This window comes from Micromonospora sp. NPDC050784, assembly GCF_044456765.1.
GTDB lineage: Bacteria > Actinomycetota > Actinomycetes > Mycobacteriales > Micromonosporaceae > Micromonospora > Micromonospora foliorum.
Genome location: NZ_JBITGG010000008.1, coordinates 20,919 through 42,995, shown reverse-complemented (window position 1 = coordinate 42,995; position 22,077 = coordinate 20,919). Strand labels below are relative to the sequence as shown.

Genomic DNA, 22,077 nt, shown 5'->3' with positions numbered 1-22,077 from the left:
GCTGCCGGCCGCACCGATGACGGTCGTGGACGACCAGGAAGCCCCGCCCCCGGCGGGGCCACCGCCGCGACTGCTGGACCTGGGCGTCCGGCTGGTCGGTGCGATCGTCGTGGTCCTCGCCGGAGTGCTGACCGGCGTGCTGGAGCTGCTGCTCGCCACGGTCCGCGTCGGCGGGCAACTGATCGGCGTGTCGGTACTCCTCGCCATCGGCGCCAACATCGTGCTGAGCTGGTTCGCGTACGAGGCGGTCGGCCGTCGCTGGGCGGTGGCGCTGCCGGCGGTGCCGTGGTTCGCGTTGATGGCGGTCGCCGCCATCCGGACCAACGAGGGCGACCTGCTCCTGGCCGGCGACAACTGGGTCGGGCTCGCCATGATCGTGGCCGGCGCGATGACCTTCGCGGTGATGGGCTTCCGGCAGATTCTCGCCCCGCAGCCGCCCACGCTCCGCGGCTGACGCCGGGTTGCTCCTGGGTTGCTGCCGGTTGCCTCTGGGTGATGACGTCTCCCAGGTAAGGGTGGTAGATATTCCTGCCAGGGATGCGAACCCCGCGACGGGGCGTACGGCAGGAGGGTCCGGCGATGGACAAGCGGTGGCGTGACCTCGGGGTGCTGGTAGCAGCGCTGTTCGCGGTCAACGTGGTCGCCCGACTGATCACCCGGTTCGGCTTCGACGGTGACGACACCGCCGCCGACCGGGTGTCGCTGGCGATGTTCACGGTGATCGGTCTGATCCTCGCCGTGGTCGCCTTCCGTTGGGGTCGTCGCCGGCCGCTGGCGGGCTGGGCCGCCGACATGGCCCTCGTGGTGCCGGTGGCGATGCTGCTGACCGTGCTGGTCGGGCCCCTGCTGGTCGGTCACAACCCGTTCGCCGGCGGTGCGGCGACGTTCTTCGCCCAGATCTGGCTCTACCTGCTCGCCACCGGCGCCGGGTTGCTGATCGGTTATCTGGTGCTTACCGCGCTCGGCCGTGACTACCGCTCTCAGCAGCTCAAGCGGTACGCCGAGGTCAAGGCGGCCAAGCCCCGCCGAGTCGTCCGCCGCTGACCACCCGCCCGGCCCGGCCCGCCGGTCCACCCTCGGCGCCCGGCCGCCGCGGGTCAGTTTGGGGCGACTCGGGTCAGGTAGGTGTGGTGGGTGACGAAGCCGAGCCGCTGGTAGAGCGCGACCGCCGCCTCGTTGCGCTGCTCGACCTGGAGGAACGCGTGTGTCGCGCCGGCGGACGCGCCCCAGCCGGCCAGTTCGTGGATCACGCGGCGGGCCAACCCCTGTCGGCGGGCCGCCGGTAGGACCTCGATCAGGCTGAGGCCCAGCCAGCGCCCCTGGCCGGTCACCGTGCCGCGGCCGACTGCCACCAGGGTGTCGTCGGCGTACACGTGGGCGAAGCGGACCTGGTTCACGGCGGTGAGGATGTGTCGGGCGGAGTCCGGCAGGCCGCCCTTGCGGCCGGCGGCGACGGCCAGCCACTCGTCGCTGGGCGCGGTGGCCAGCTCGACGACCGCACTGCCCGACCCGTCGGCCGGCGTCGAGGCCAGGAGGGGGAGCGGCGCGGTCTGCACCAGCGTCGGCGGGCGGGCGGTCCAGCCGCGGGCGTCCAGTTCGGCGCCGACCGGTGCGGCGAGGGGCAGCGGCGTGTTGATCAAGGCAGGTTGGCCCAGATCGGCGTACCAGCGCTCCACCGCGTCGACCGCAGCGGCCAGTGGACGGTCCGGGTCGCCGATCGGCAGCGCCGAGTTGGCGCGACCGGTCCAGCCCTCGGCCGATCGGAGCAGCCAGTCACCGAGCCGGCCCCGGGTCGGTGCCGGCCAGGCCTCGTCGGCGGCCCGCTCCAGCGCCACGACCGCGGCGGCGGTCGGCCGACGGGTCGGCGGTACGCGCTTGGCGCGGTGGACCTGCGCCACCGGGACCCGTAGCGGCCCCTGCGCGGTGGCCAGCGTGAGATGAGTCTCGCTCAGCTCGACCAGCTCGCCAAGGGCATCGGAGAATTGCGGGCGGCCTTCGCGAATCCCCACAATCCGGCGGACCACGATTCGGTGTCCCACATCCTGCTGTCGGAGCACGATCGACCCCCTCCCCGGCGAGATACTAGGCTCTTACCGTCGCGGGAGATCGCGGCGAGTCTTGCGGAGGAGAAGACCGGTGACCTACATCATCGCCGAGCCGTGCGTAGATGTGCTCGACAAGGCATGCATCGAGGAGTGCCCGGTCGACTGCATTTACGAGGGCAATCGGATGCTCTACATCCACCCCGACGAGTGCGTCGACTGTGGTGCCTGTGAGCCCGTCTGCCCCGTGGAGGCGATCTTCTACGAGGACGACGTCCCGGAGCAGTGGAAGGACTACACCGGCGCGAACTACGAGTTCTTCGAGGACCTGGGCTCGCCCGGTGGCGCCTCGAAGGTCGGCAAGGTGGAGAAGGACGCCACCTTCGTCGCCGCGCAGCCGCCGCGCGGCGAGGGCCACTGAACCGGCCCGCGCCGGTCTCGTCGCGGCTGCCCGAGTTCACCTGGGACACCCTTGACGCCGCGGCCACGCTGGCCGCGGCGCATCCGGAGGGCCTGATCAACCTCTCCATGGGTACGCCTGTCGACCCGGTGCCCGAGGTGATCAGGCGGGCGTTGGCTGACGCGTCCGACGCTCCCGGTTACCCGCTGACCGCCGGCACGCCGGCGTTGCGGGCAGCGATCGCGGCGTGGGTGTCCCGAGCCTGTGGCGCTGGCGTCGACGGTCTCGGTGTGCTGCCGACCATCGGCTCGAAGGAGCTGGTGGCCTGGCTGCCCACCCTGCTCGGCATCGGCCCGGGTGACGTTGTGGTGGTGCCGTCGGTCGCGTACCCGACGTACGAGGACGGCGCCCGGCTGGCCGGCGCCACCGTCGTCCGTACCGACTCGCTCACGTCGGTCGGGCCGACCTCGCGGGTCCGGTTGGTCTGGGTCAACTCGCCCGGCAACCCGACCGGCCGGGTGCTGCCCGCGGCGCACCTGCGCAAGGTGGTCGACTGGGGCCGCGAACGTGGCGCGGTGGTCGCGAGTGACGAGTGCTACCTGCCACTGGGCTGGTCGGCCGAGCCGGTTTCGGTGCTGTCTCCGCAGGTCAGCGGGGGCAGCTATGCCGGGGTGCTCGCCGTGCACTCGCTCTCCAAGCGGTCCAACCTCGCCGGCTACCGGGCCGGCTTCGTCGCCGGCGACCCGGCGCTCGTCGCCGAGCTGCTCAAGGTCCGCAAGCACGCGGGCATGATCGTGCCCGCACCGGTGCAGGCGGCCATGGTGGCGGCTCTGGACGACGAGCGACACGCCGAGGAGCAGCGGGAGCGTTACCGCGCCCGGCGGGAGGTGCTCACCGCGGCGTTCACCGGTGCCGGGTTCACCGTCGAGCACTCCGAGGCGGGCCTCTACCTCTGGCTGACCAGAGGCGAGGACTGCTGGCAGACGGTCGACTGGCTGGCCCGTCGCGGCATCCTGGTCGCCGCCGGCGTCTTCTACGGCCCGACCGCTGGGCAGTACGTCCGGGTTGCGTTGACCGAGTCCGACGAGCACGTCGCGGCTGTCGCCGGCCGGCTCCGGGCCTGACCCCGGGCGGCCCGGCGATGACCGACGGCACGACCGGGCGGTACGCCAGGGTGCGCGCGGCCGTGATCGGCACCGGGCTGATCGGCGGCTCGCTGCTGCTGCGCCTGGCCGACGCCGGCCTGGACGTCGTCGGATGGGATCCGGACCCGGCTACCCGGGAGCGCGCCCAGCTCCGGGGTGTGGTCGCCCCGGCCACGATCGAGCAGGCCGTGGCCGACCGGGACGTGGTCTTCCTCTGCGGCCCGCTGCCCACCCTGCCGCACACGCTGGCCCGCGTCGCCCAGCTGACCGGGCCGGACTGCGTGCTCACCGATGTCGGCAGCACCAAGGTGGAGGTGACCGAGACGGCCGATCGGCTCGGGCTCACCCAACGGTTCGTTCCCGGGCATCCGATGGCCGGCGCGGAGTCCGCCGGCCTGACCGCCGCCTCGCCGACCCTGCTGGCCGGTGCGGCCTGGGTGCTCTGCCCAGCCCCCGGTGCCGCGATTGTTGCCTTCCGCTGGTTGACCGGGCTGCTGGTGGAGTTGTTCGGCGCCCGGGTCGTGCCGATGGCCGCGCCGGCACACGACTCGGTGGCCGCGCTCGCCTCGCACGTGCCGCACCTGCTGGCGGGTGCGCTGGCCGGGGCGACGCAGCGGGCGCCGCTGCGGGACGCGGTGCTGGCGCTGGCCGCGGGAAGCTTCTCCGACGGTACGCGGGTCGCCGGCACTCCGGCGGAACGGACCGCGAACATGCTGCTCGGCAACCGGGACCGGGTACTGCACGAGTTGGCCGAGGTCTCCGCGTTCCTGGACGGGCTTGCCGCCGCCCTGCGGGCCGACGACGCGCCGGCGCTCATCGCCCGCTACGCCGAGGCCAGGGCGGCCCGGTCGGCGCTGCTGGACCGGCGGTTCACCGGTCAGTCCCGGCGGTTCGCGGCCGACGGCGACCACGGCGCCGAGGTGACCTGGCTGCGCGAGTTGGGCGGCGCCGGTGGGCACCTGAGCGGGTGTCAGGTCGATCCGGGCGCGGTTTCCTACGCCGCGTGGCTTCCCGTGGCTGACTAGGCTGAGGGGCATGGCGGTGGACAGTCCGGTGGTGCAGGTGCGCGGCGAGGCGTACCGGGAGGTGCCGCCCGAGCTGGCCCGGTTCGCGGTCACCGCGACGGCCCGTGACCGGGACCGGGAGGCGACGCTGACCCGGTTGGCCGAGCGGGCCGCGGCGGTCCGGGTGCTGCTGGACGGCTCCGGGTCGGCGGTGGCGCGGCGGGAGACCGGCGACCTGCGCGTGCGGCCGGAGACCCGGCGTTCGGGTGAGCGGGTGGTCGCCTGGCACGGCAGTGTCACCACCACCGTCACCGTCACCGACTTCACCGCGCTGGGTGAGCTGATGCTCCGGCTCGCCGACCAGGACCAGGTCGAGGTGGCCGGCCCGTGGTGGGAGCTTCGTCCGGACAGCCCCGCCCACCGTGCGGCCCGGCACGCCGCGATCAGCGACGCGTTGCTGCGGGCCCGGGAGTACGCGGAGGCGCTGGGCGCCCGGGTCACCTCGTTGATCGAGCTGGCCGACGCGGGCCCCGCCGACCGGCCCATGTTCGCCCGTGCGGCCTTCGCCGGGGGCGCCGGGGCGGGTGGTGGCCCGCCGGAGCTCGAGCTGGACCCGCAGCCGCAGACTGTGCAGGCGGCGGTGCAGGCGCGGTTCACCATCAGCGACCCGGTTCTGGGCTGATGCCGCCGGCCCGGGTGCTGTCCGCCGACGAGTTGGTGGCGCGGGCATTGGTGCTTGCCGAGGCCGGCCCGCGACAACTGCTCGGCATCGCCGGTGCGCCGGGCGCCGGGAAGTCCACCCTGGCCGAGCGGATCGTCGCCGAGGTCGGGTCGGCGGCCCGCCTGGTGCCGATGGACGGCTTCCACCTGGCGCAGTCGCAGCTGGTCCGTCTGGGCCGCGCCGACCGTAAGGGCGCGGTGGACACCTTCGACGCCAACGGGTACGTCTCGCTGCTGCGCCGGCTGCACCGGTTGGAGCCGACGTCGGTCTACGCGCCGGAGTTCCGCCGGGAGCTGGAGGAGCCGGTGGCCGGAGCGATCGAAGTGCCACCGTCGGTCCGGCTGGTGGTGACCGAGGGCAACTACCTGCTGTTGCCGGATCTCCCCTGGCAGGAGATCCGGCCGTTGTTGCACGAGGCGTGGTTTCTCGACCTGGACGCCGAGGTGCGGCACCGCCGGCTGACCGCCCGGCACGAGGCGTTCGGTCGGTCTCCGGAGCAGGCGCGGGCGTGGGCGCTGGGCAGCGACGAGTCGAACGCCGCCCTGATCACCCCCACCGCCGACCGGGCTGACCTGGTGGTCCGACTGTCGGAGCCCCCGGCGGCCTGACCGCGGACCGTCGGGACGCCACTCCGCTACTCCGCTACTCCGCTACTCCGCGGTTCGGGCGGCTCATGTCGCCGGTGCCGGGCGTTCCGGCGGCGAGGCCGTACCGCAGGAGCACCGCGCCCGTGTCGGTCGTGGCGGGTGGTTCGAGGAGTGTCAGGTTGGCCGGCACCTCGCCTCCGTCGAACACCTTCTTGCCGACGCCCAGCACGATGGGGAAGATCCACAGGTTGAGCTGGTCGAAGAGTCGCTCGTGCAGGAGGGTCTGCACCAGGTTCAGGCTGCCGATCACGTGGACCTTCTCGTGCTTGTCCCGCACCGCGCGAACGGCGCTGGCCAGGTCGGGTCCGAGGTGTGTCGAGCCCGTCCAGTCCAGATCCGGGTTGCCACGCGAGGCGACGTACTTCGGGATGCTGTTGAACAGGGTGGCTATCCCTCCGTCGACGCCGTCGGTCTGGTTGGGCCAGTACGCGGCGAAGATGTCGTAGGTACGGCGGCCCAGGAGCAGCGCGTCCATGCCCCGCATGCCGTCCATGACCTGGCGGCCGCCCGTCTCGTCGAACAGGGGTGCCTGCCACCCTCCGTACGGGAAGCCTTCGGGGTCCTCCTCGGGACCACCCGGCGCCTGGGCGACCAGGTCGAGTGTCGCGAAGAGGTCGATGTGGATGGTGCCCATGCTGTCCTCCGTGTTCCCGCTTGAACAACGTCCTGATGGCGCACCCTAGTCGAGTTGACGGACCGGCCGGGCCGGGTTGCCGACCGCCACCACGTTGGCGGGCAGGTCCCGGGTGACCACCGCGCCCGCGCCGACGACGGTGTTCGCGCCGATCGTCACGCCGGCCAGCACGATCGCGCCACCGCCGAGCCACACGTTGTCGCCAATGGTGATCGGCTTGGCCGCCTCCCACTTGTCCCGTCGCGGGCCCGGCTCGACCGGGTGCGTCGGGGTGAGTAGCTGCACGTTCGGGCCGACCTGGACGTCCGCGCCGAGGGTGATCCGAGCGACGTCGAGGAAGACGGCGTTGTAGTTGACGAAGCTGCGCGGGCCGATCCGGATCTGCCAGCCGTAGTCGCAGTAGAACGGTGGGCGGATCCAGGTGTCCTCGCCCAGTTCGGCGAGGAGTTCCCGCAGTGCCGCGATTCGGGCCTGCGGATCGGCCGCGGGACTGGTGTTGAAGCGCTCCATCAGCCGGGCGGCCCGGTCGAGGTCGGCGATGATCTCGGGATCGTCGGCGATGTATGGCTCACCGGCGAGCATCTTGTCCTTCATGGAGGTCACCGCCCGATCATGCCGGCCCGGTTCGTCGGCTCGTGGCGGGTCCGTCATATTTCGGCCTTCATTTTACATACCGAGTATGCAATTCTGGGTTGTCAATGTGACTCCATCCATCAAGACGCTTGACGAGGAGGATCCGTTGCACCAGGGAAGAAGATTGGCCGCTCTCGGCCTCGTGTTCGCGCTGGCGCTCTCCGCGCCGGCTCCGGTCTCAGCCGCAACCGCCGCACCCGCCCCACCGGGCGGCACCGGTCCACAGTCCACTCCGGGTGGACCCATCGCCAACCGTTCGACCACCGTCACGCTGATCACCGGTGACCGGGTCACCGTCACCGCCTCCGGCGCCTCGGTCCGGCCCGGCGCCGGCCGCGAGGACGTGCAGTTCCTGATCCAGCGCGAGCGCGGGCGCCTCTCCGTGACGCCGACGGACGCGGTGCCGTTGCTGCGCTCCGGCAAAGTGGACCGGCGACTCTTCGACGTCACCGGGTTGGTTGAGGCGGGTTACGACGACGCCCACCGCAACACCCTGCCGCTGCTGGTGGCGTACGGCTCGACGGGTACCGCCCGGCGTGCCCAGGCCGCTCTGCCCGGCACGCAGCTGACCCGCGACCTGCCGGTGATTCGCGGTGCCGCCCTGAACAGCGACAAGTCTTCCCTCGGCGCGGTGTGGGCGAAGGTCACCACTGGTCCCGCTGGGGCCCGGCTCGACGCGGCGGGGGGCGTCGAGCGGATCTGGCTGGACGGCTATCGACGGGTGACGCTGGACCACAGCGTGCCGCAGATCGGCGCGCCCGCGGCCTGGGCGGCCGGGTTCACCGGCGCGGGAGTTTCCGTCGCGGTGCTGGACACCGGCGTCGACGCGACCCACCCGGACCTGGCCGGCAAGGTGGCCGAGGCGCGCAACTTCACCGAGGTCGCCGACGCTCGGGACACGGTCGGCCACGGCACCCACGTGGCCTCGACCATCGCGGGCACCGGCGCGGCCTCCGGCGGCAAGTACCGGGGCGTGGCGCCGGACGCGACGCTGCTCGACGGCAAGGTCTGTGAGGACGTGGGCTGCACCGACTCGGCGATCCTCGCCGGCATGCAGTGGGCCGCGGTGGAGAAGAAGGCCGCCGTGGTCAACATGAGCCTCAGCGGCTGGGACACCCCGGAGGTCGACCCGATCGAGGAGGCCGTGCAGACCCTGACCGCCCAGACCGGCACGCTCTTCGTCCTCGCCGCCGGCAACGACGGCTCGGACGGCTCGGTCGGCTCCCCGGCCAGCGCCGACGCCGGGCTCGCCGTGGGTGCGGTGGACCGCGACGACGAGCTGGCCGACTTCTCCAGCCGGGGCCCGCGGGTCGGCGACGACGCGTTGAAGCCGGACATCACCGCGCCCGGCGTCGACATCGTCGCCGCGCGGTCCGCCAACGGCTCCATCGGCGATCCCGTGGGGGACCGCTACGTCACGCTCTCCGGCACCTCGATGGCCACCCCGCACGTGGCCGGGTCGGCCGCGCTGCTGGCCCAGCAGCACCCGGGATGGCGGGCCGACCGGCTCAAGGCCACCCTGATGGCCGCCGCCAAGCCGCACCCGGACCAGACCGCCTACCAGCAGGGTGCCGGGCGGATCGACGTCGCACACGCGATCACCCAGCAGATCACCACCGACCCGGTGAGCGTCTCGTTCGGGCGTACGCTCTGGCCGCACAATGACGACGCCCCGATCACCCGCACGGTGACCTGGCGCAACGACGGTCCGGCCCCGGTCACCGTGGACCTGAGCATCGAGGGTGCCGGCCCCGGCGGTCGGGCACTGCCGGCCGGCCTGTTCCAGCTGGGCGCCAACCAACTCACCGTGCCGGCGGGCGGCACGGCCGCCACGACCGTCACCACGGACACCCGGCTCGGCGACGCCGACGGTTACTGGACCGGGCGGATCGTGGCCCGGTCCGGGGCAGCGGTCGCGGTCACCCCGCTGGCCGTGAACCGGGAGGTGGAGAGCTACACGCTCACCGTGGAGCACCTGAACCGCGCCGGTGCGCGTACGGCGGACCACTGGACCCTGCTGGTCGGGATGGACACCTACGGCTCCTGGGACCTCGTCAGTTCCGACGGGGTGGCCACCGTGCGGGTGCCCAAGGGGCACTACGGCCTGAGCGGCCTCGTCTTCGAGCCCGGTCCCGAGGATGAGCAGCGGGGGATGTCCCTGTTGATGCAGCCCGAAGTGACCGTCGAGCGGGACACCCGGATCGTGGTGGACGCCCGCCGGGCCAAGCCGGTACGCATGACCGTTCCGGACCGCAACGTCACCCCGGAGTTGATCGACGTCAGCGGCAACTTCACGGCCGCCGACGGCAGCGGGTACGGCATCGGGCTCTGGGCGGAGACGTTCACCGGCCTGACCAGCGGTCAGCTCGGCAAGCCGGTCTCCGCGGACCGGTTCGTCGGCACCGTGAGCAGCCAGTGGACCAAGCCGGACACGGCCGACAGCCCGTACCTGTACGCGCTGGCCGAAGCGATCCCCGGCCGGATGCCCACCGGGTTCGTCCGCGACTACGCCCGACGGGACCTGGCCACCGTCGTGCACAAGTTCCGCGGTGGCGACCCGGGCATCGAGGCCGAGCGGACCGTGTACCCCGTGCTGGAGTACAACGTCGGCGGCTCCGCCGTGGTCCTGCCCACCGCCGTGCCCGGCCAGCGGGTCGAGTACTACAACACAAAGGGCGTGAAGTGGGAATCCGACATCTACTTCGGAACGCGGGACGAGGATGGGTGGTTGAACCCGAAGGCTGTGCTCTTCTCCGTCCCCACCGCGTACCGGGCCGGGCGGACGGTGCAGGAGGTCTGGAACCAGGCGCCGTACGCACCGTCCTTCCCGAACCCGCGCTGGCCCGAGCAGAGCGTCACCCGGGTCGGCGACACCATCCTGGTCGACGTGCCGATCTTCAGCGACGCGGCCGGGCACCCGGGCGGCTCGCTGAGCGACAGTGAGCACACCAAGCTCTGGCGCGACGGCAAGCTGGTCGGCGAGAGCGAGTACGCCGGCTACGGACAGTTCACCGTGCCACCGGGTGCGGCGGACTACCGGCTCGTCACGTCGTCCAAGCGAAGCTTCACCGACCTGAGCACCGAGGTGGAGTCCAGCTGGACCTTCCGGTCGCGGCACGTCGCCGGTGAGACGCCGGTTCGACTGCCCCTGTCGGCGATCCGCTTCGCGCCGCCACTGCGGGTGGACAACAGCGCTCCGGCCGGGCAGGGCTTCATCGTCCCGGTTCGGGTGCAGCGGCAGCCCGGTGCGCCGGCCAACCGGGTGGAAAAGCTCACCGTCGACGTCTCCTACGACGGTGGGAAGACCTGGAGCAAGGCGAAGCTGGTCCGCACCTCGGCGGACGGCTGGGCGGCCCTGTTGCGGCATCCGGCCGGCCCCGGCTACGCGTCGCTGCGGGCCACCGCCCGGGACACCGCCGGTAACACGGTGACCCAACGGATCATCCAGGCGTACCGGTTGCGCTGAGGCGTACCCCGTCCGGGTCCGCGGCCGAGTGCCGCGGACCCGGCGGGTCCGTCAGTCGTTGGCGTGCAGGGCGGCGTTCAGCTCGATGCCCCGGCCGGTGCGCGGCCGGGCCTCCAGCCCGCCGGTGACCGAGTTGCGCCAGAACAGCAGGCCGTCGACGCCGGACAGCTCGCGGGCCTTGACCACCCGGCCGTCGGGAAGCGTGATCTTCGACGCGGCGGTGATGTAGCAGCCGGCCTCGACCACACAGTCGTCGCCGAGCGAGATGCCGACGCCGGCGTTCGCGCCGACCAGGCTCCGCTCACCGATGCTGATCTTGTCGGTGCCGCCGCCGGAGAGGGTGCCCATGATGGAGGCCCCACCGCCGATGTCGGAACCGTCGCCGACCAGCACGCCCTGCACGATCCGCCCCTCGACCATCGAGGTGCCGACGGTGCCGGCGTTGAAGTTCACGAAGCCCTCGTGCATCACAGTGGTGCCGGCGGCCAGGTGGGCGCCGAGGCGGACCCGGTCGGCGTCGGCGATCCGCACCCCGGAGGGCACCACGTAGTCGGTCATCCGGGGGAACTTGTCGACCCCGTACACCGCCAGGTGCCGGCCGGCGGCCCGCTCGATCACCCGCAACTCGTCCACCCGCTCCGGGGGGCACGGCCCGGCGGACGTCCAGGCCACGTTCGCCAACTTGCCGAAGATGCCGTCCAGGTTGAGCTGGTTGGGTCGCACCAGGCGGTGCGAGAGCAGGTGCAACCGGAGGTACGCGTCGGACGCGTCCTTGATCGGGTCGTCCAGCGAGCCGATCACGGTGACCACCTGCACGGTACGCAGACCAGGCAGGGGCCGGTCACCGAGCGCGGCCGGCGGCAGGTCGAGCACGTCCGCCTTGTCCTCGCCGGCGACCAGCGGCAGCTCGCCCAGGCCCAGCTTGCCGGTCGGGTACCAGGTATCGAGCACCTGCTCGTCGGCGGTGACCGTAGCCAGGCCGATGCCCCAGGCGGAATCTGCGGACGTCACTGTTACACCTCTCGGTCACGGCCGGGCTGACCTCGGCTCGCTCCTCGCGCTGACAGACCTGAAGGTACCGTGCGAACCATGGAGAACCCGCTTACCCCCGAGGTCCTCGCCGATCCGGTGCAGCTGACCCGCGCTCTGGTCGACATAGAGTCCGTGTCCCTCAACGAGAAGGCGATCGCCGACTGTGTCGAAGAGGTGCTGCGGGGCGTACCGCACCTGACCACCCACCGGCACGGCAACACGGTGATGGCCCGTACCGACCTCGGTCGGTCCCAACGTGTCGTGCTGGCCGGGCACCTCGACACGGTGCCGTTGAACAACAACTTCCCGTCGACCATGCGCGGCGACCTGATGTACGGCTGTGGCACCTCCGACATGAAGTCCGGCACCGCGTACGCGCTGCACCTGGCGGTGACCCTGCCCGATCCGCGCTACGACGTGACGTACTTCTTCTACGAGGCCGAGGAGATCGAGTCCCGGTACAACGGGCTCAACCTCGTCGCCCAAGCCTTCCCGGAGTGGCTGCAGGCGGACTTCGCGGTGCTGCTGGAGCCGACGTACGGCATCGTCGAGGCCGGCTGCCAGGGCACCATGCGCTCGGTGGTCACCACGACCGGCGTACGCGCCCACTCGGCGCGCTCCTGGCACGGGGTGAACGCCATCCACGCCGCCGGTGAGGTGCTGCGCCGCCTCCAGACGTACGAGGCGCGCCGGGTCACCATCGACGGCTGCGACTACCGCGAGGGCATGAACGCGGTGCGGATCAACGGTGGGGTGGCCGGCAACGTGGTCCCCGATCACTGTGAGGTCGAGGTCAACTACCGGTTCGCCCCGGATCGCACCCCGGCCGAGGCCGAGGCGCACCTGCGTGAGGTGTTCGCCGGCTTCGAGGTGACCGTCACCGACACGGCTGCCGGCGCCGCGCCCGGGCTGGAGGCGGCCCCGGCGAAGGAGTTCCTGGCGGCGGTCGGCGCCGCGCCGATCGGCAAGCTGGGCTGGACGGATGTGGCCCGGTTCGCGGCGATGGGCATCCCCGCGCTGAACTTCGGCCCGGGCGACCCGAACCTCGCCCACCACCCCGACGAGCACGTCGAGATCAGCAAGATCCGCGACGGCGCGGCAACCCTGCACCGCTGGCTAGCCCCGGCCTGACCCTGGTCGCCCCGTCGCGTCCGGTCGCCCCGGTGATCAAGAGGTTTGCGTCAGCCGGGCCCGTTGTCGGCGACGCAAACCTCTTGATCGGTTCCGGATGGGGTGGGGGAGGTGGGGGTTGCGTCCTGCTGCCGGGTGCGGCGGCGCTCGGCCACCACGTCTTGGATCCGTCGCTGCATCTGGCGACGGATCCGGATCATCTCGTTGTTGCTGATCACGCTGTCTCCTCCCCCGAAGGCGCGCGCCCGGGCATACCCGGTATGTGAATAGTAAGACGTACGGGAGCGCCGAATAGTTGCCCATGATCCCGAACAATTTCTCGGCGTCCCCGCCCCGCGCACCCGGCCGGTGCTGCTCCACTACGGTTGCTCCATGAGCCAGAACAACGGGCGGGAGGCCGGTCGCGGTCCAGGACAGGAGCGGCATCGCGGCGCGGTCACCCTGCGTAGAGGGGCGATCCCGAGCAGCACCGCCGACCAGCGGTTGCTGGATTCACGGGGGCGGGGCGACTGGAAGACCAAGGACGCCTGGCGCGCGCTGCGCATCCTCGCCGAGTTCGTCGAGGGTTTCGACACCCTCGCCGACGTGCCATCGGCGGTCAGCGTCTTCGGCTCCGCGCGCAGCGCGCCGGACAGCGCCGAGTGCCAGTTGGCCGAGCGGTTGGGCGGCGCACTGGCCCGAGCCGGCTACGCGGTGATCACCGGAGGTGGGCCCGGAGTGATGGAGGCCGCCAACCGCGGTGCCAGCGAGGCCGGCGGTCTCTCCGTGGGGCTCGGCATCGAGCTTCCGTTCGAGCAGGGCATCAACGACTGGGTCGACCTGGCCATCGACTTCCGCTACTTCTTCGCCCGCAAGACGATGTTCGTCAAGTACGCCCAGGCGTTCGTCGTACTGCCCGGCGGGTTCGGCACCATGGACGAGTTGTTCGAGGCGCTCACGCTGGTGCAGACCGGCAAGGTCACCCGGTTCCCGGTGGTGCTCATGGGCGTCGCCTACTGGCAGGGTCTGCTTGACTGGCTGCGCGACACGATGGCCGCCACCGGCAAGATCGGGCCGGTCGACCTGGACCTGATCTGTCTCACCGACGACGTCAACGAAGCGGTCCGCTACATCGTCGCGTCGGAGGCCGCGCTCTCCGCCGAGCAGGAGGCGGTCCGCGAGGAGGCCGTCGCCCGCACCGGGGCAGACCAGCAGGCCGCAGCCGTTCAGGCTCGGGACCAGGACTGATGGCGGCGATCTGCGTCTTCTGCGCCTCCTCCCGTACCCTCGATCAGCGCTGGTTGGACCTGGCCGCCGAGACCGGCGCGGAGCTGGCCCGGCGCGGGCACACGCTGGTCAGCGGTGGTGGCTGCGTCGGCATGATGGGCGCGCTGGCGGACGGCGCCCGATCCGCCGGTGGACGCACCCTCGGCGTGATCCCGCAGTCGCTGGTCGATCTGGAAGTCGCCGACCTGGCCTCGGACGAGCTGCTGGTGACCGACTCGATGGCCAGCCGCAAAACCCTGATGATCGACAAGTCGGACGCCTTCCTCACCCTGCCCGGCGGGCTGGGCACCCTGGACGAGTTGTTCGAGGTCTGGACCACCGCCACCCTCGCCCTGCACACCAAGCCGATGGTGCTGATCGACACCGACGGCTTCTACCGCCCCCTGCTGGACTGGCTGGACGGCTTGGCCGACCAGACCTTCCTCAAGCCCGCCGGCCGCGACCTCCTGACGGTCACCACCACAGTCACCGAGGCCCTCAACGTCCTGGAATCCCACCTAACCTGACCCGCCTGCCCGCCCCCACCCCCGCCTCGTCCGCGTCGATCATGAAGTTAGCGACGTCGTTGTCGGCGTGTCGCGTCGCTAACTCCATGATCGACGGGGGTGGATGGGGTGCGGTGGTGGGGTGGGGTTTGGGTGGGTGGGTGTCGTATGGGTCTGATGGGATGAGCTGATGCAGGCGTACCGGTTGGTGCGGCGGCCCGGAGGGCCGTCGCGGGGGGACGGGGCGACGCCTGACAGCGCTTCCGTGCCCGCCAGCGGCGGCACATCCGGGAGCGGTGTCGGCGCGTCGGGTGGGCCCGATGGCGTGGCCGGGCCTGGGCTGGCCGTCGGTGACGGTGGCTGGCGGGCCGATCCGGTGCAGGCCGAGGTGGTCGGGCACACCGACGGGCCGATGCTCGTCCTCGGTGGCCCGGGCACCGGCAAGACCAGCACCCTGGTCGAGGCGGTCGCCGCTCGGGTGGCCGAGGGGGTCGACCCCGAACGAATCCTCGTGCTGACCTTCGGCCGCCGAGGCGCCACCGCCCTGCGGCAGCGCATCGAGGCCCGGATCGCGCAGGACGGCCACCGCGTGCTGCGCGAGCCGCTGGTGCGCACCTTCCCGGCGTACGCCTTCGGGTTGCTCCGCCGCGCCGCCGCCGAGCGGGGCGAACCGTCACCCCGGCTGCTCACCGGCCCCGAGCAGGATCTGATCATCCGTGAGCTGCTCGACGTGGTGGGCGAGGAGCCCGAGGACGACCCGGTCGGCTGGCCGACCGACCTGCGTCCCGCCCTGCGGACCCGAGCGTTCGCTGGCCAGCTGCGCGACCTGCTCATGCGCGCCGCCGAGCGCGGCGTGGGCCCGATGGACCTGGCCCGGCTGGGTGAGAAGCTCGGCCGCGCCGACTGGCCGGCCGCCGCCCGCTTCCTCCGGGAGTACGTCGCCGTGCTCGCGCTGCGCGACGTCAGCAACCGGGGCTCCATCGCGTACGACCCGGCGGAGCTGGTCCGCGCGGCCACCGGGCTGCTGCGCGACGACGAGGAGTTGCTGGCCGCCGAGCGCCGTCGGCTCGCCCACGTCTACCTGGACGAGCTGGCCGACACCGACCCCGCCCAACAGGAGTTGCTCTCGGTCATCGCCGGGGGCGGCAAGTCGCTTGTCGCGTTCGCCGACCCGGACTCGTCCACGTACGCCTTCCGGGGCGCCGACCCGGCCGGGGTGGCGACGTTCCCGCACCGCTTCCGGACGGCTTCCGGCGCGCCGGCCGCACAGGTGCTGCTGACCACGTCGTACCGGGCCGGGCCAGGTCTGCTCGCGGCGATCGCCCGGCTGGGTCGCCGGCTGCGGGGTCCGGCCGCGCACCGTCGGCTGCACCCGCTGCCGGACGCGCCGCCCGGCGTGGTCGAGGTGCACACGTTCCGTTCGGCGACCAGCGAGGCCGCCTGGCTGGCCCACGCGCTGCGCTCGGCCCACCTGCTCGACGGCGTGCCCTGGTCACGGATGGCGGTGCTGGTGCGGTCGACCGCGTTGCAGCTGCCCACCCTGCGACGGGCGCTGCACGCTGCCGGCGTACCCACCGTGGTGCACGGCGAAGACCTGCCCCTGCACCTGCAACCGGCGGTCGCGCCGCTGCTGCTCCTGCTGCGCTGCGCGCTGGAGCCGGAACGACTCGACGAGGAGGCGGCCGTCGCGCTGCTGCACTCGCCGCTGGGTGGGGCCGACCCGCTGGCCGAGCGGCGGCTGCGGCAGGGCCTGCGTGCGCTCGCGTTGGCCGGCGGTGACCGACGCCCCTCCGGGGAGCTGATCGTCGAGGCGTTGCAGGACCCGGAGGAGTTGGCCGGCATCGAGCGCCGCTGGGCGGAGCCGGCACAGGCGGTGGCCGGGCTGCTGGCCATCGCACGCGAAGCCGCCGGTCGGCCGGGTGCGACGGCCGAGGACGTGCTCTGGGCCGTCTGGCACGCCAGTGGCCTCGCCGAGCGGTGGGCCGGCGCGATCAACCAGGGGCGTCCGGAGGCCGGCGAGGGCGACCTGGCCCGGCGCCGGCGGGCCGAGGCGGCCGACCGCGACCTGGACGCCGTGCTGGTCCTCTTCGACGCGGCGGCCCGGTTCACCGACCGGCTGCCCGGCGCACGCACCGAGGTCTTCCTCGACCACGTGCTCGCCCAGGACCTGCCGGCCGACACCATCGCCCCGACCGCCGACCGGGGTGCGGCGGTACGCCTGCTCACCGCGCACGCCGCGAAGGGCCTGGAATGGGATCTGGTCGCGGTGGCCGGCGTGCAGGAGGGCATCTGGCCGGACCTGCGGCTGCGCGGCAGCCTGCTCGGCTCCGAGCGGCTGGTCGACGTGCTGGCCGGCCGGTCGGTCGACGGCGCGACCGCGGCGAACGTGGTGGGTCAGACCTCGGCGTTGCTGGACGAGGAGCGCCGGCTCTTCCACGTCGCCATCAGCCGGGCCCGGCACCGGTTGCTGGTCAGCGCCGTGGCGTCGGCCGCCGTCGGCGGTGACGACCACGAGGAGCAGCCCAGCCGGTTCCTGCACGAGCTGGGCCCGAGCACCCCGCCGCCAACGCCGCCCACGCCGACCCCGCCAACGCCGACCCCGCCGCCAACGCCGACCCCGCCAACGCCGACCCCGCCAACGCCGACCCCGCCGCCAACGCCGACCCCGCAGGGCCTGCCCCCAACGCCGACCCCGCAGGGTCTGCCGCCGACGGCGAGCCCGACGACGACCCCGCCGCCCGGTCCCCGCACCGAGCGGTCCCCGGGCGGCACCGGGGGCGGCGCCGCGGCGGGCGAGACCGACGAGGAGCCGGACCGCCCCGGGGCACTGCCGGTGACCCGTCCACCCCGGGCGCTCACCCTGCCGGCGTTGGTCGCGGAACTGCGTACCGCCATCACCGACCCGGCGGCCCCGGCGGCCCGGCGGCGCGCCGCGGCGGTCGAACTGGCCCGGCTCGCCGCCGCCGGGGTGCCCGGTGCGCACCCCGACGACTGGTGGGGGCTGCGGGTGCTCTCCGACGACCGGCCGCTCGTCGACGACGGCGAGCCGGTGCGGGTCACCCCGTCGGCCATGGAGAGCGCGCTGCGGTGCAGCCTGCGGTGGCTGCTGGAACGGCACGGCGGCAGCGGCCCGACCAGCACCGCGCAGGGGGTGGGCAACCTGGTGCACGCCGCCGCGATGCTCGCCGAGGACGCCAGTGCCGACCGGGGTGCGCTGCTCGACTACGTGGCCGCCCGGTTCGACGCGATCGAGTTGGCGGCCCGGTGGATGGCCGAGCCGGAGCGGGAACGCGCCGAGGCGATGGTCGACAAGTTGCTGCGCTGGCTGGCCACCAACCCGCGTCGGTTGCTCGCTATCGAGCACGAGTTCGCCGTCCGCCTGGACGACCCGAACCGGCCCGTCGACCTGACCGGTCGGGTCGACCGGCTGGAGGTCGACGAGGCCGGGCGGCTCGTGGTGATCGACCTGAAGACCGGCAAGTCCACCGCTGTCACCGGCACCGACCTGGCGGAGCACCCGCAGCTCGGCGCGTACCAGGCGGCGGTGGAGGCGGGGGCGTTCGCCGAGTTCGGTGACGAGTCCGGGGGTGCCGCGCTGGTGCAGCTCGGCACCTCCGCCAAGGACGCCAGGGAGCAGAATCAGCCGGCGGCCAGCGAGGGGCCGGCGGCCGGTTGGGCGACCGCGCTGGTCCGGCGGACCGCCGATACGATGGCAGCCGCCACGTTCGCGGCGGTGGCCAACTCGAAGTGCCGGGTCTGCCCGGTGCGCACCAGCTGCCCGGTCTCCGGGCAGGGGCGCCAGGTCGTCGAGCCGCCCACCGTCCGGCGCACCCGTGAGGGTGAGGAGTGAGCGTGCGAGCCCAGTCGCGACCTGGGACGGCACCCGTGAGGGCGAGGAGTGCGCCGGTGTTGGGAACTGAGACGGCACGGTGAGTCAGCCCACCCTGTTCGGCGCGGGTCCCGCGCCGACGCCCCGGCTCGCGGACTCCGGCCCCCGGTACACCCCGGTGGAGCTGGCCAAGCTGCTGCGGTTGCCGGCGCCCACCCGGGAGCAGGCCGCGATCATCGCCGCTCCGGTGGAGCCGCTGCTGGTGGTCGCGGGCGCCGGGTCGGGCAAGACCGAGACGATGGCCGCGCGGGTGGTCTGGCTGGTGGCCAACTCGTACGTGCGCCCGGAGCAGATCCTCGGGCTGACCTTCACCCGCAAGGCGGCCGGCGAGCTGGCCCATCGGGTACGAACCCGGCTCGACCAGCTCATCCGCCGCCTCGGCCGGCAGGGACGGGACCCACTCGACGATCCGCTCGCGGGCGAGCCCACCGTCTCCACCTACCACTCGTACGCCGGGCGGATCGTCACCGAGCACGGGCTGCGGGCCGGCTACGAGCCGTCCACCCGGCTGCTCACCGAGGCGTCCCGCTGGCAGTTGGTCGACCTGCTGGTGCGCAACTACGACGGCGACATGTCCGAGGTGGACCGGATGCCGAGCACCATCACCGACGCGGTGCTGGCGCTCGCCGGGGAGCTGGACGAGCATCTGGTCGCGCCGGACGACCTGGCGGCCTGGACCGGTCGGTTCTTCGCCGAGGTGCAGTCCCGGCCGGGCCGGGTGTACGCCGACGTGCGCAAGGCGCTCACCCTCCAGCAGACCCGGTTGCGTCTGCTGCCGCTGGTGCGGGCGTACGCCCGGCGCAAGGAGGACTTCGAGGCGATGGACTTCGCCGACCAGCTCGCCCGGGCGGCCCGGGTGGCCCGGGACCACCCGGGGGTCGGTGTGATCGAGCGGGACCGCTTCCGGGTGGTGCTGCTCGACGAGTACCAGGACACCAGCCACGCCCAGGTGGTGTTGCTCAACGCGCTGTTCGGTGGCGGGCACCCGGTGACCGCGGTGGGCGACCCGTGCCAGTCGATCTACGGCTGGCGGGGGGCCAGCGCGGGCACCCTGGACCGGTTCCCCACCGAGTTCGCCCGCGCCAACGGTGAGCCGGCCCCGGCGCTGGGGCTCACCACGAGTTGGCGCAACCGGCCGGAGATCCTCCGGGTGGCGAACGCGCTCTCCACCCCGCTGCGGGCTGCGGGCGCCCGGGTGCCGGAGCTGCGCTCCGCGCTGACCGTCCGGGACCCGATCCCGCACCGCAGCCCGGGCGGTGCGGCCGGCGGCACCGTGCACTGCGCGATGCTGCCCACGTACGCCGACGAGGCCGACTGGATCGCCGACAGCGTGCTCGCCGCCTGGCGCGGAGCGGCCGGGATGCCGGGCGCCGCCCCGGAGCACATCCCGGTGGCGCGGCGCCCGACGACCGCCGTGCTGGTCCGGGTACGCAGCCAGATCCCGGCGATCGAGTCGGCGCTACGTGAGCGGGGCCTTCCGGTCGAGGTGGTCGGTCTGGGTGGCCTGCTGGACACCCCCGAGGTACGCGACGTGGTCTGCACGCTGCGGGTACTGGCCGACCCGACCGACGGCGCCGCGCTGCTGCGGTTGCTCACCGGCGCCCGTTGGCGGATCGGGCCGCGTGACCTGGTGGCGTTGCACCGACGGGCTCGGGCCATCGCGAACGCCCGGCGACAGGTGGCCGCCGACGAGGCCTCGGAGATCAGCCCCGACCTGTTGGACGAGGCGACCCTGGTGGAGGCGTTGGCCGACCTGGGGCCGGCGCAGGCGTACTCGGCGGAGGGGTTCGCGCGGCTGCGCGCGTACGGCCGGGAGTTGGCGCTGCTGCGCTACCGACTGGACCAGGCGCTGCCGGACCTGATCGCGGACATCGAGCGGACCATCGGCCTGGACGTGGAGGTCGCGGTGCGGGCCGGCCGGGACGGCGCCGGCGACGCGGGTCTGGCCCGGGGGCACCTGGACGCGCTCGGCGACGTGGCGGCCCGGTTCAGCGGGGAGACGCCCGGCGCGACCCTGTCCGGCTTCCTGTCCTACCTGGCCGCCGCCGAGGACGAGGAGCGCGGTCTGGCGCCGGGCGAGGTCGAGGTGGTGGAAGGCGCGGTGCAGGTGGTCACCGCGCACGCGGCCAAGGGCCTGGAGTGGGACGTGGTGGCGGTGGCCGGGCTCAGTCGTGGGCTGTGGCCGGGGCCGGTCCGCAACTCCGACCACTGGCTGGGTGGGCTGGGCGTGCTGCCGTTCCCGCTGCGCGGCGACGCCGACGGGCTGCCCGAGTTGGCGCTCGACGAGGCGGGGGACCAGCGGGCCGTGGCGCGGGCGGTGACCGACTTCACCGACGCGTGGCGGGCCCACGACGAGCGGGAGGAACGCCGGCTGACGTACGTGGCGGTGACCCGGCCGCGCCGGCTGCTGCTCTGCTCCGGTTACTGGTGGGGGGAGGGCACGAAGCGACCGCGAGGTCCGTCGGTCTTCCTGCGTGAGGTGTACGACGCCTGCCTCGACGGCGGGCCGGGGCACCTGATCGACGCGTGGGCGCCGGAGCCGACCCCCGACGCGACGAACCCCACGGCCGAGGTGGTGCTCCGCGCGGAGTGGCCGGCCGACCCGCTGGGCGGTCGCCGGCCGGCGTTGGCCGAGGCCGCCGGGCTGGTGCGTCGCCTGATGGCCGACGGTCCGGCGGCGGTGCTTCCCGGGCCGGTCGGGCCGGTGCTTCCCGGGCCGGCGGCGGTCGGGCCGGTGGCGCCGGTCGGGCCGGTGCCTCCCGGGTCGGTGGCGCCGGTCGGGTCGGCGCTCGCCGGGCCGGTGGCTCCGGTCGGGTCGGAGGCTGAGCCGGAGGTGGATCCGGAGGTGGCGCGCTGGCAGCGTGAGGCGGACCTGCTGTTGGCGGAGCGCGCCGAGCTGACCCGGCTCTCCGGTGCGGTCGAGGTGGCGCTGCCCGGGGCGCTGAGCGTCACCCAGCTGGTCGCGTTGCGGCGGGATCCGGCGGCGCTGGCCCGTACGCTGCGCCGTCCGGTGCCGGCCGAGCCCAACCCGTACGCCCGTCGAGGCACCGCCTTCCATGCCTGGTTGGAGCAGCGCTTCGGCGCCGACCGCCTGCTGGACCTGGACGAGCTGCCCGGCGCCGCCGACGCCGATGCCGCACCCGACGAGGCGCTGGTCGAGCTCCAGGAGCGGTTCCTGGCCAGCGAGTGGGCCGACCGGTCACCGGTGGAGGTGGAGGTGCCGTTCGCCACGGTGATCGCCGGAGTGGTGGTGCGGGGCCGGATGGACGCGGTCTTCGCCCGGCCGGGTGGCCGGTTCGACGTGGTCGACTGGAAGACCGGCGCGCAGCCCACCGGTACGGCGGCCGACGTGGCCGCCGTACAGCTGGCCGTGTATCGGTTGGCCTGGGCGGAGTTGGCCGGCGTGCCGGTCGACCGGGTGGGCGCGGCGTTCCACTACGTCCGGCACGGGGTGACCGTCCGGCCCGCCGACCTGCTGGATGTGACGGGCCTCACCGCCATGATCGCCCAGTTGCCCGAGGATTCTGCCCAACATTGACTACTGCGGGGAAAACCGTGGTAGGTTGACCGGGTTGCAGTTTT

At 73.2% G+C, this 22,077-nt stretch carries 18 protein-coding genes; 13 read left to right on the top strand and 5 right to left on the bottom strand.

What is annotated here, in order from left to right:
* Positions 1-16 precede the first annotated feature (16 nt).
* Together ACIBD9_RS13215 and ACIBD9_RS13210 are read left to right on the top strand one after the other, a co-directional pair.
* Complete coding sequence (locus ACIBD9_RS13215; protein ID WP_396717252.1) at positions 17-454, top strand: hypothetical protein; 438 nt, start codon at positions 17-19, stop codon at positions 452-454.
* A gap of 125 nt (positions 455-579) precedes the next feature.
* A complete protein-coding gene (locus tag ACIBD9_RS13210) occupies positions 580-1,044 on the top strand; it encodes a hypothetical protein (protein WP_091406199.1) in 465 nt (154 codons plus the stop codon).
* Between the two features lie 53 nt (positions 1,045-1,097).
* Here the strand turns inward: ACIBD9_RS13210 and ACIBD9_RS13205 are convergent, their stop codons facing one another.
* Positions 1,098-2,057, bottom strand: coding sequence for a GNAT family N-acetyltransferase (locus ACIBD9_RS13205; protein WP_396717250.1), 960 nt, complete (start codon positions 2,055-2,057; stop codon positions 1,098-1,100).
* Between the two features lie 79 nt (positions 2,058-2,136).
* On the opposite strand from ACIBD9_RS13205, the gene fdxA reads away from it, so the two are divergent.
* From fdxA to ACIBD9_RS13180, 5 genes are read left to right on the top strand one after another with little or no spacing between them, the layout of a single operon-like run.
* Complete coding sequence (gene fdxA, locus ACIBD9_RS13200; protein WP_030490464.1) at positions 2,137-2,463, top strand: ferredoxin; 327 nt, start codon at positions 2,137-2,139, stop codon at positions 2,461-2,463.
* Positions 2,460-3,566, top strand: coding sequence for a succinyldiaminopimelate transaminase (dapC, locus tag ACIBD9_RS13195; RefSeq protein WP_396717553.1), 1,107 nt, complete (start codon positions 2,460-2,462; stop codon positions 3,564-3,566). The genes fdxA and dapC overlap by 4 nt, the downstream gene beginning before the upstream one ends.
* 17 nt (positions 3,567-3,583) lie before the next feature.
* Entirely contained in the window at positions 3,584-4,612 is a 1,029-nt protein-coding gene (locus ACIBD9_RS13190; RefSeq protein WP_396717248.1) for a prephenate dehydrogenase, read from the top strand.
* Positions 4,613-4,622: 10 nt separating this feature from the next.
* Complete coding sequence (locus ACIBD9_RS13185) at positions 4,623-5,273, top strand: SIMPL domain-containing protein (protein ID WP_396717246.1); 651 nt, start codon at positions 4,623-4,625, stop codon at positions 5,271-5,273.
* Positions 5,273-5,920 carry a nucleoside/nucleotide kinase family protein gene (locus ACIBD9_RS13180; protein ID WP_396717244.1) on the top strand — a complete coding sequence of 216 codons (648 nt, stop codon included), beginning with the start codon at positions 5,273-5,275 and terminating at the stop codon, positions 5,918-5,920. Before ACIBD9_RS13185 ends, ACIBD9_RS13180 begins: the two co-directional genes overlap by 1 nt.
* Positions 5,921-5,954: 34 nt before the next feature.
* Here the strand turns inward: ACIBD9_RS13180 and ACIBD9_RS13175 are convergent, their stop codons facing one another.
* A complete protein-coding gene (locus tag ACIBD9_RS13175) occupies positions 5,955-6,593 on the bottom strand; it encodes a dihydrofolate reductase family protein (protein WP_396717242.1) in 639 nt (212 codons plus the stop codon).
* Positions 6,594-6,638: 45 nt separating this feature from the next.
* Positions 6,639-7,196, bottom strand: a complete 558-nt coding sequence (locus ACIBD9_RS13170) for a sugar O-acetyltransferase (protein WP_396717240.1) — start codon at positions 7,194-7,196, stop codon at positions 6,639-6,641.
* 76 nt (positions 7,197-7,272) lie between these two features.
* Between ACIBD9_RS13170 and ACIBD9_RS13165 the strand changes: the two genes are divergently transcribed.
* Positions 7,273-10,692 carry a S8 family serine peptidase gene (locus tag ACIBD9_RS13165; RefSeq protein WP_396717238.1) on the top strand — a complete coding sequence of 1,140 codons (3,420 nt, stop codon included), beginning with the start codon at positions 7,273-7,275 and terminating at the stop codon, positions 10,690-10,692.
* A 51-nt stretch (positions 10,693-10,743) separates the two neighbouring features.
* Here ACIBD9_RS13165 and dapD read toward each other — a convergent pair whose 3' ends face one another.
* Complete coding sequence (gene dapD / locus ACIBD9_RS13160) at positions 10,744-11,703, bottom strand: 2,3,4,5-tetrahydropyridine-2,6-dicarboxylate N-succinyltransferase (RefSeq protein WP_112675716.1); 960 nt, start codon at positions 11,701-11,703, stop codon at positions 10,744-10,746.
* A 78-nt stretch (positions 11,704-11,781) separates the two neighbouring features.
* Here dapD and dapE point away from each other — a divergent pair, with 78 nt between their 5' ends.
* A complete protein-coding gene (gene dapE / locus ACIBD9_RS13155) occupies positions 11,782-12,855 on the top strand; it encodes a succinyl-diaminopimelate desuccinylase (protein WP_387169021.1) in 1,074 nt (357 codons plus the stop codon).
* 50 nt (positions 12,856-12,905) lie between these two features.
* Here the strand turns inward: dapE and ACIBD9_RS13150 are convergent, their stop codons facing one another.
* A complete protein-coding gene (locus ACIBD9_RS13150) occupies positions 12,906-13,073 on the bottom strand; it encodes a hypothetical protein (protein ID WP_396717235.1) in 168 nt (55 codons plus the stop codon).
* A 154-nt stretch (positions 13,074-13,227) separates the two neighbouring features.
* Here ACIBD9_RS13150 and ACIBD9_RS13145 point away from each other — a divergent pair, with 154 nt between their 5' ends.
* The 4 genes from ACIBD9_RS13145 (at position 13,228) to ACIBD9_RS13130 (ending at position 22,033) form a co-directional block, all read left to right on the top strand.
* Complete coding sequence (locus tag ACIBD9_RS13145) at positions 13,228-14,082, top strand: TIGR00730 family Rossman fold protein (protein ID WP_396717233.1); 855 nt, start codon at positions 13,228-13,230, stop codon at positions 14,080-14,082.
* A complete protein-coding gene (locus ACIBD9_RS13140) occupies positions 14,082-14,627 on the top strand; it encodes a TIGR00730 family Rossman fold protein (protein WP_387169012.1) in 546 nt (181 codons plus the stop codon). The genes ACIBD9_RS13145 and ACIBD9_RS13140 overlap by 1 nt, the downstream gene beginning before the upstream one ends.
* A 169-nt stretch (positions 14,628-14,796) precedes the next feature.
* Complete coding sequence (locus ACIBD9_RS13135) at positions 14,797-18,456, top strand: ATP-dependent helicase (RefSeq protein WP_396717231.1); 3,660 nt, start codon at positions 14,797-14,799, stop codon at positions 18,454-18,456.
* 79 nt (positions 18,457-18,535) lie between these two features.
* Positions 18,536-22,033, top strand: coding sequence for an ATP-dependent helicase (locus ACIBD9_RS13130; protein ID WP_396717229.1), 3,498 nt, complete (start codon positions 18,536-18,538; stop codon positions 22,031-22,033).
* The last annotated feature ends 44 nt before the right edge of the window (positions 22,034-22,077 follow it).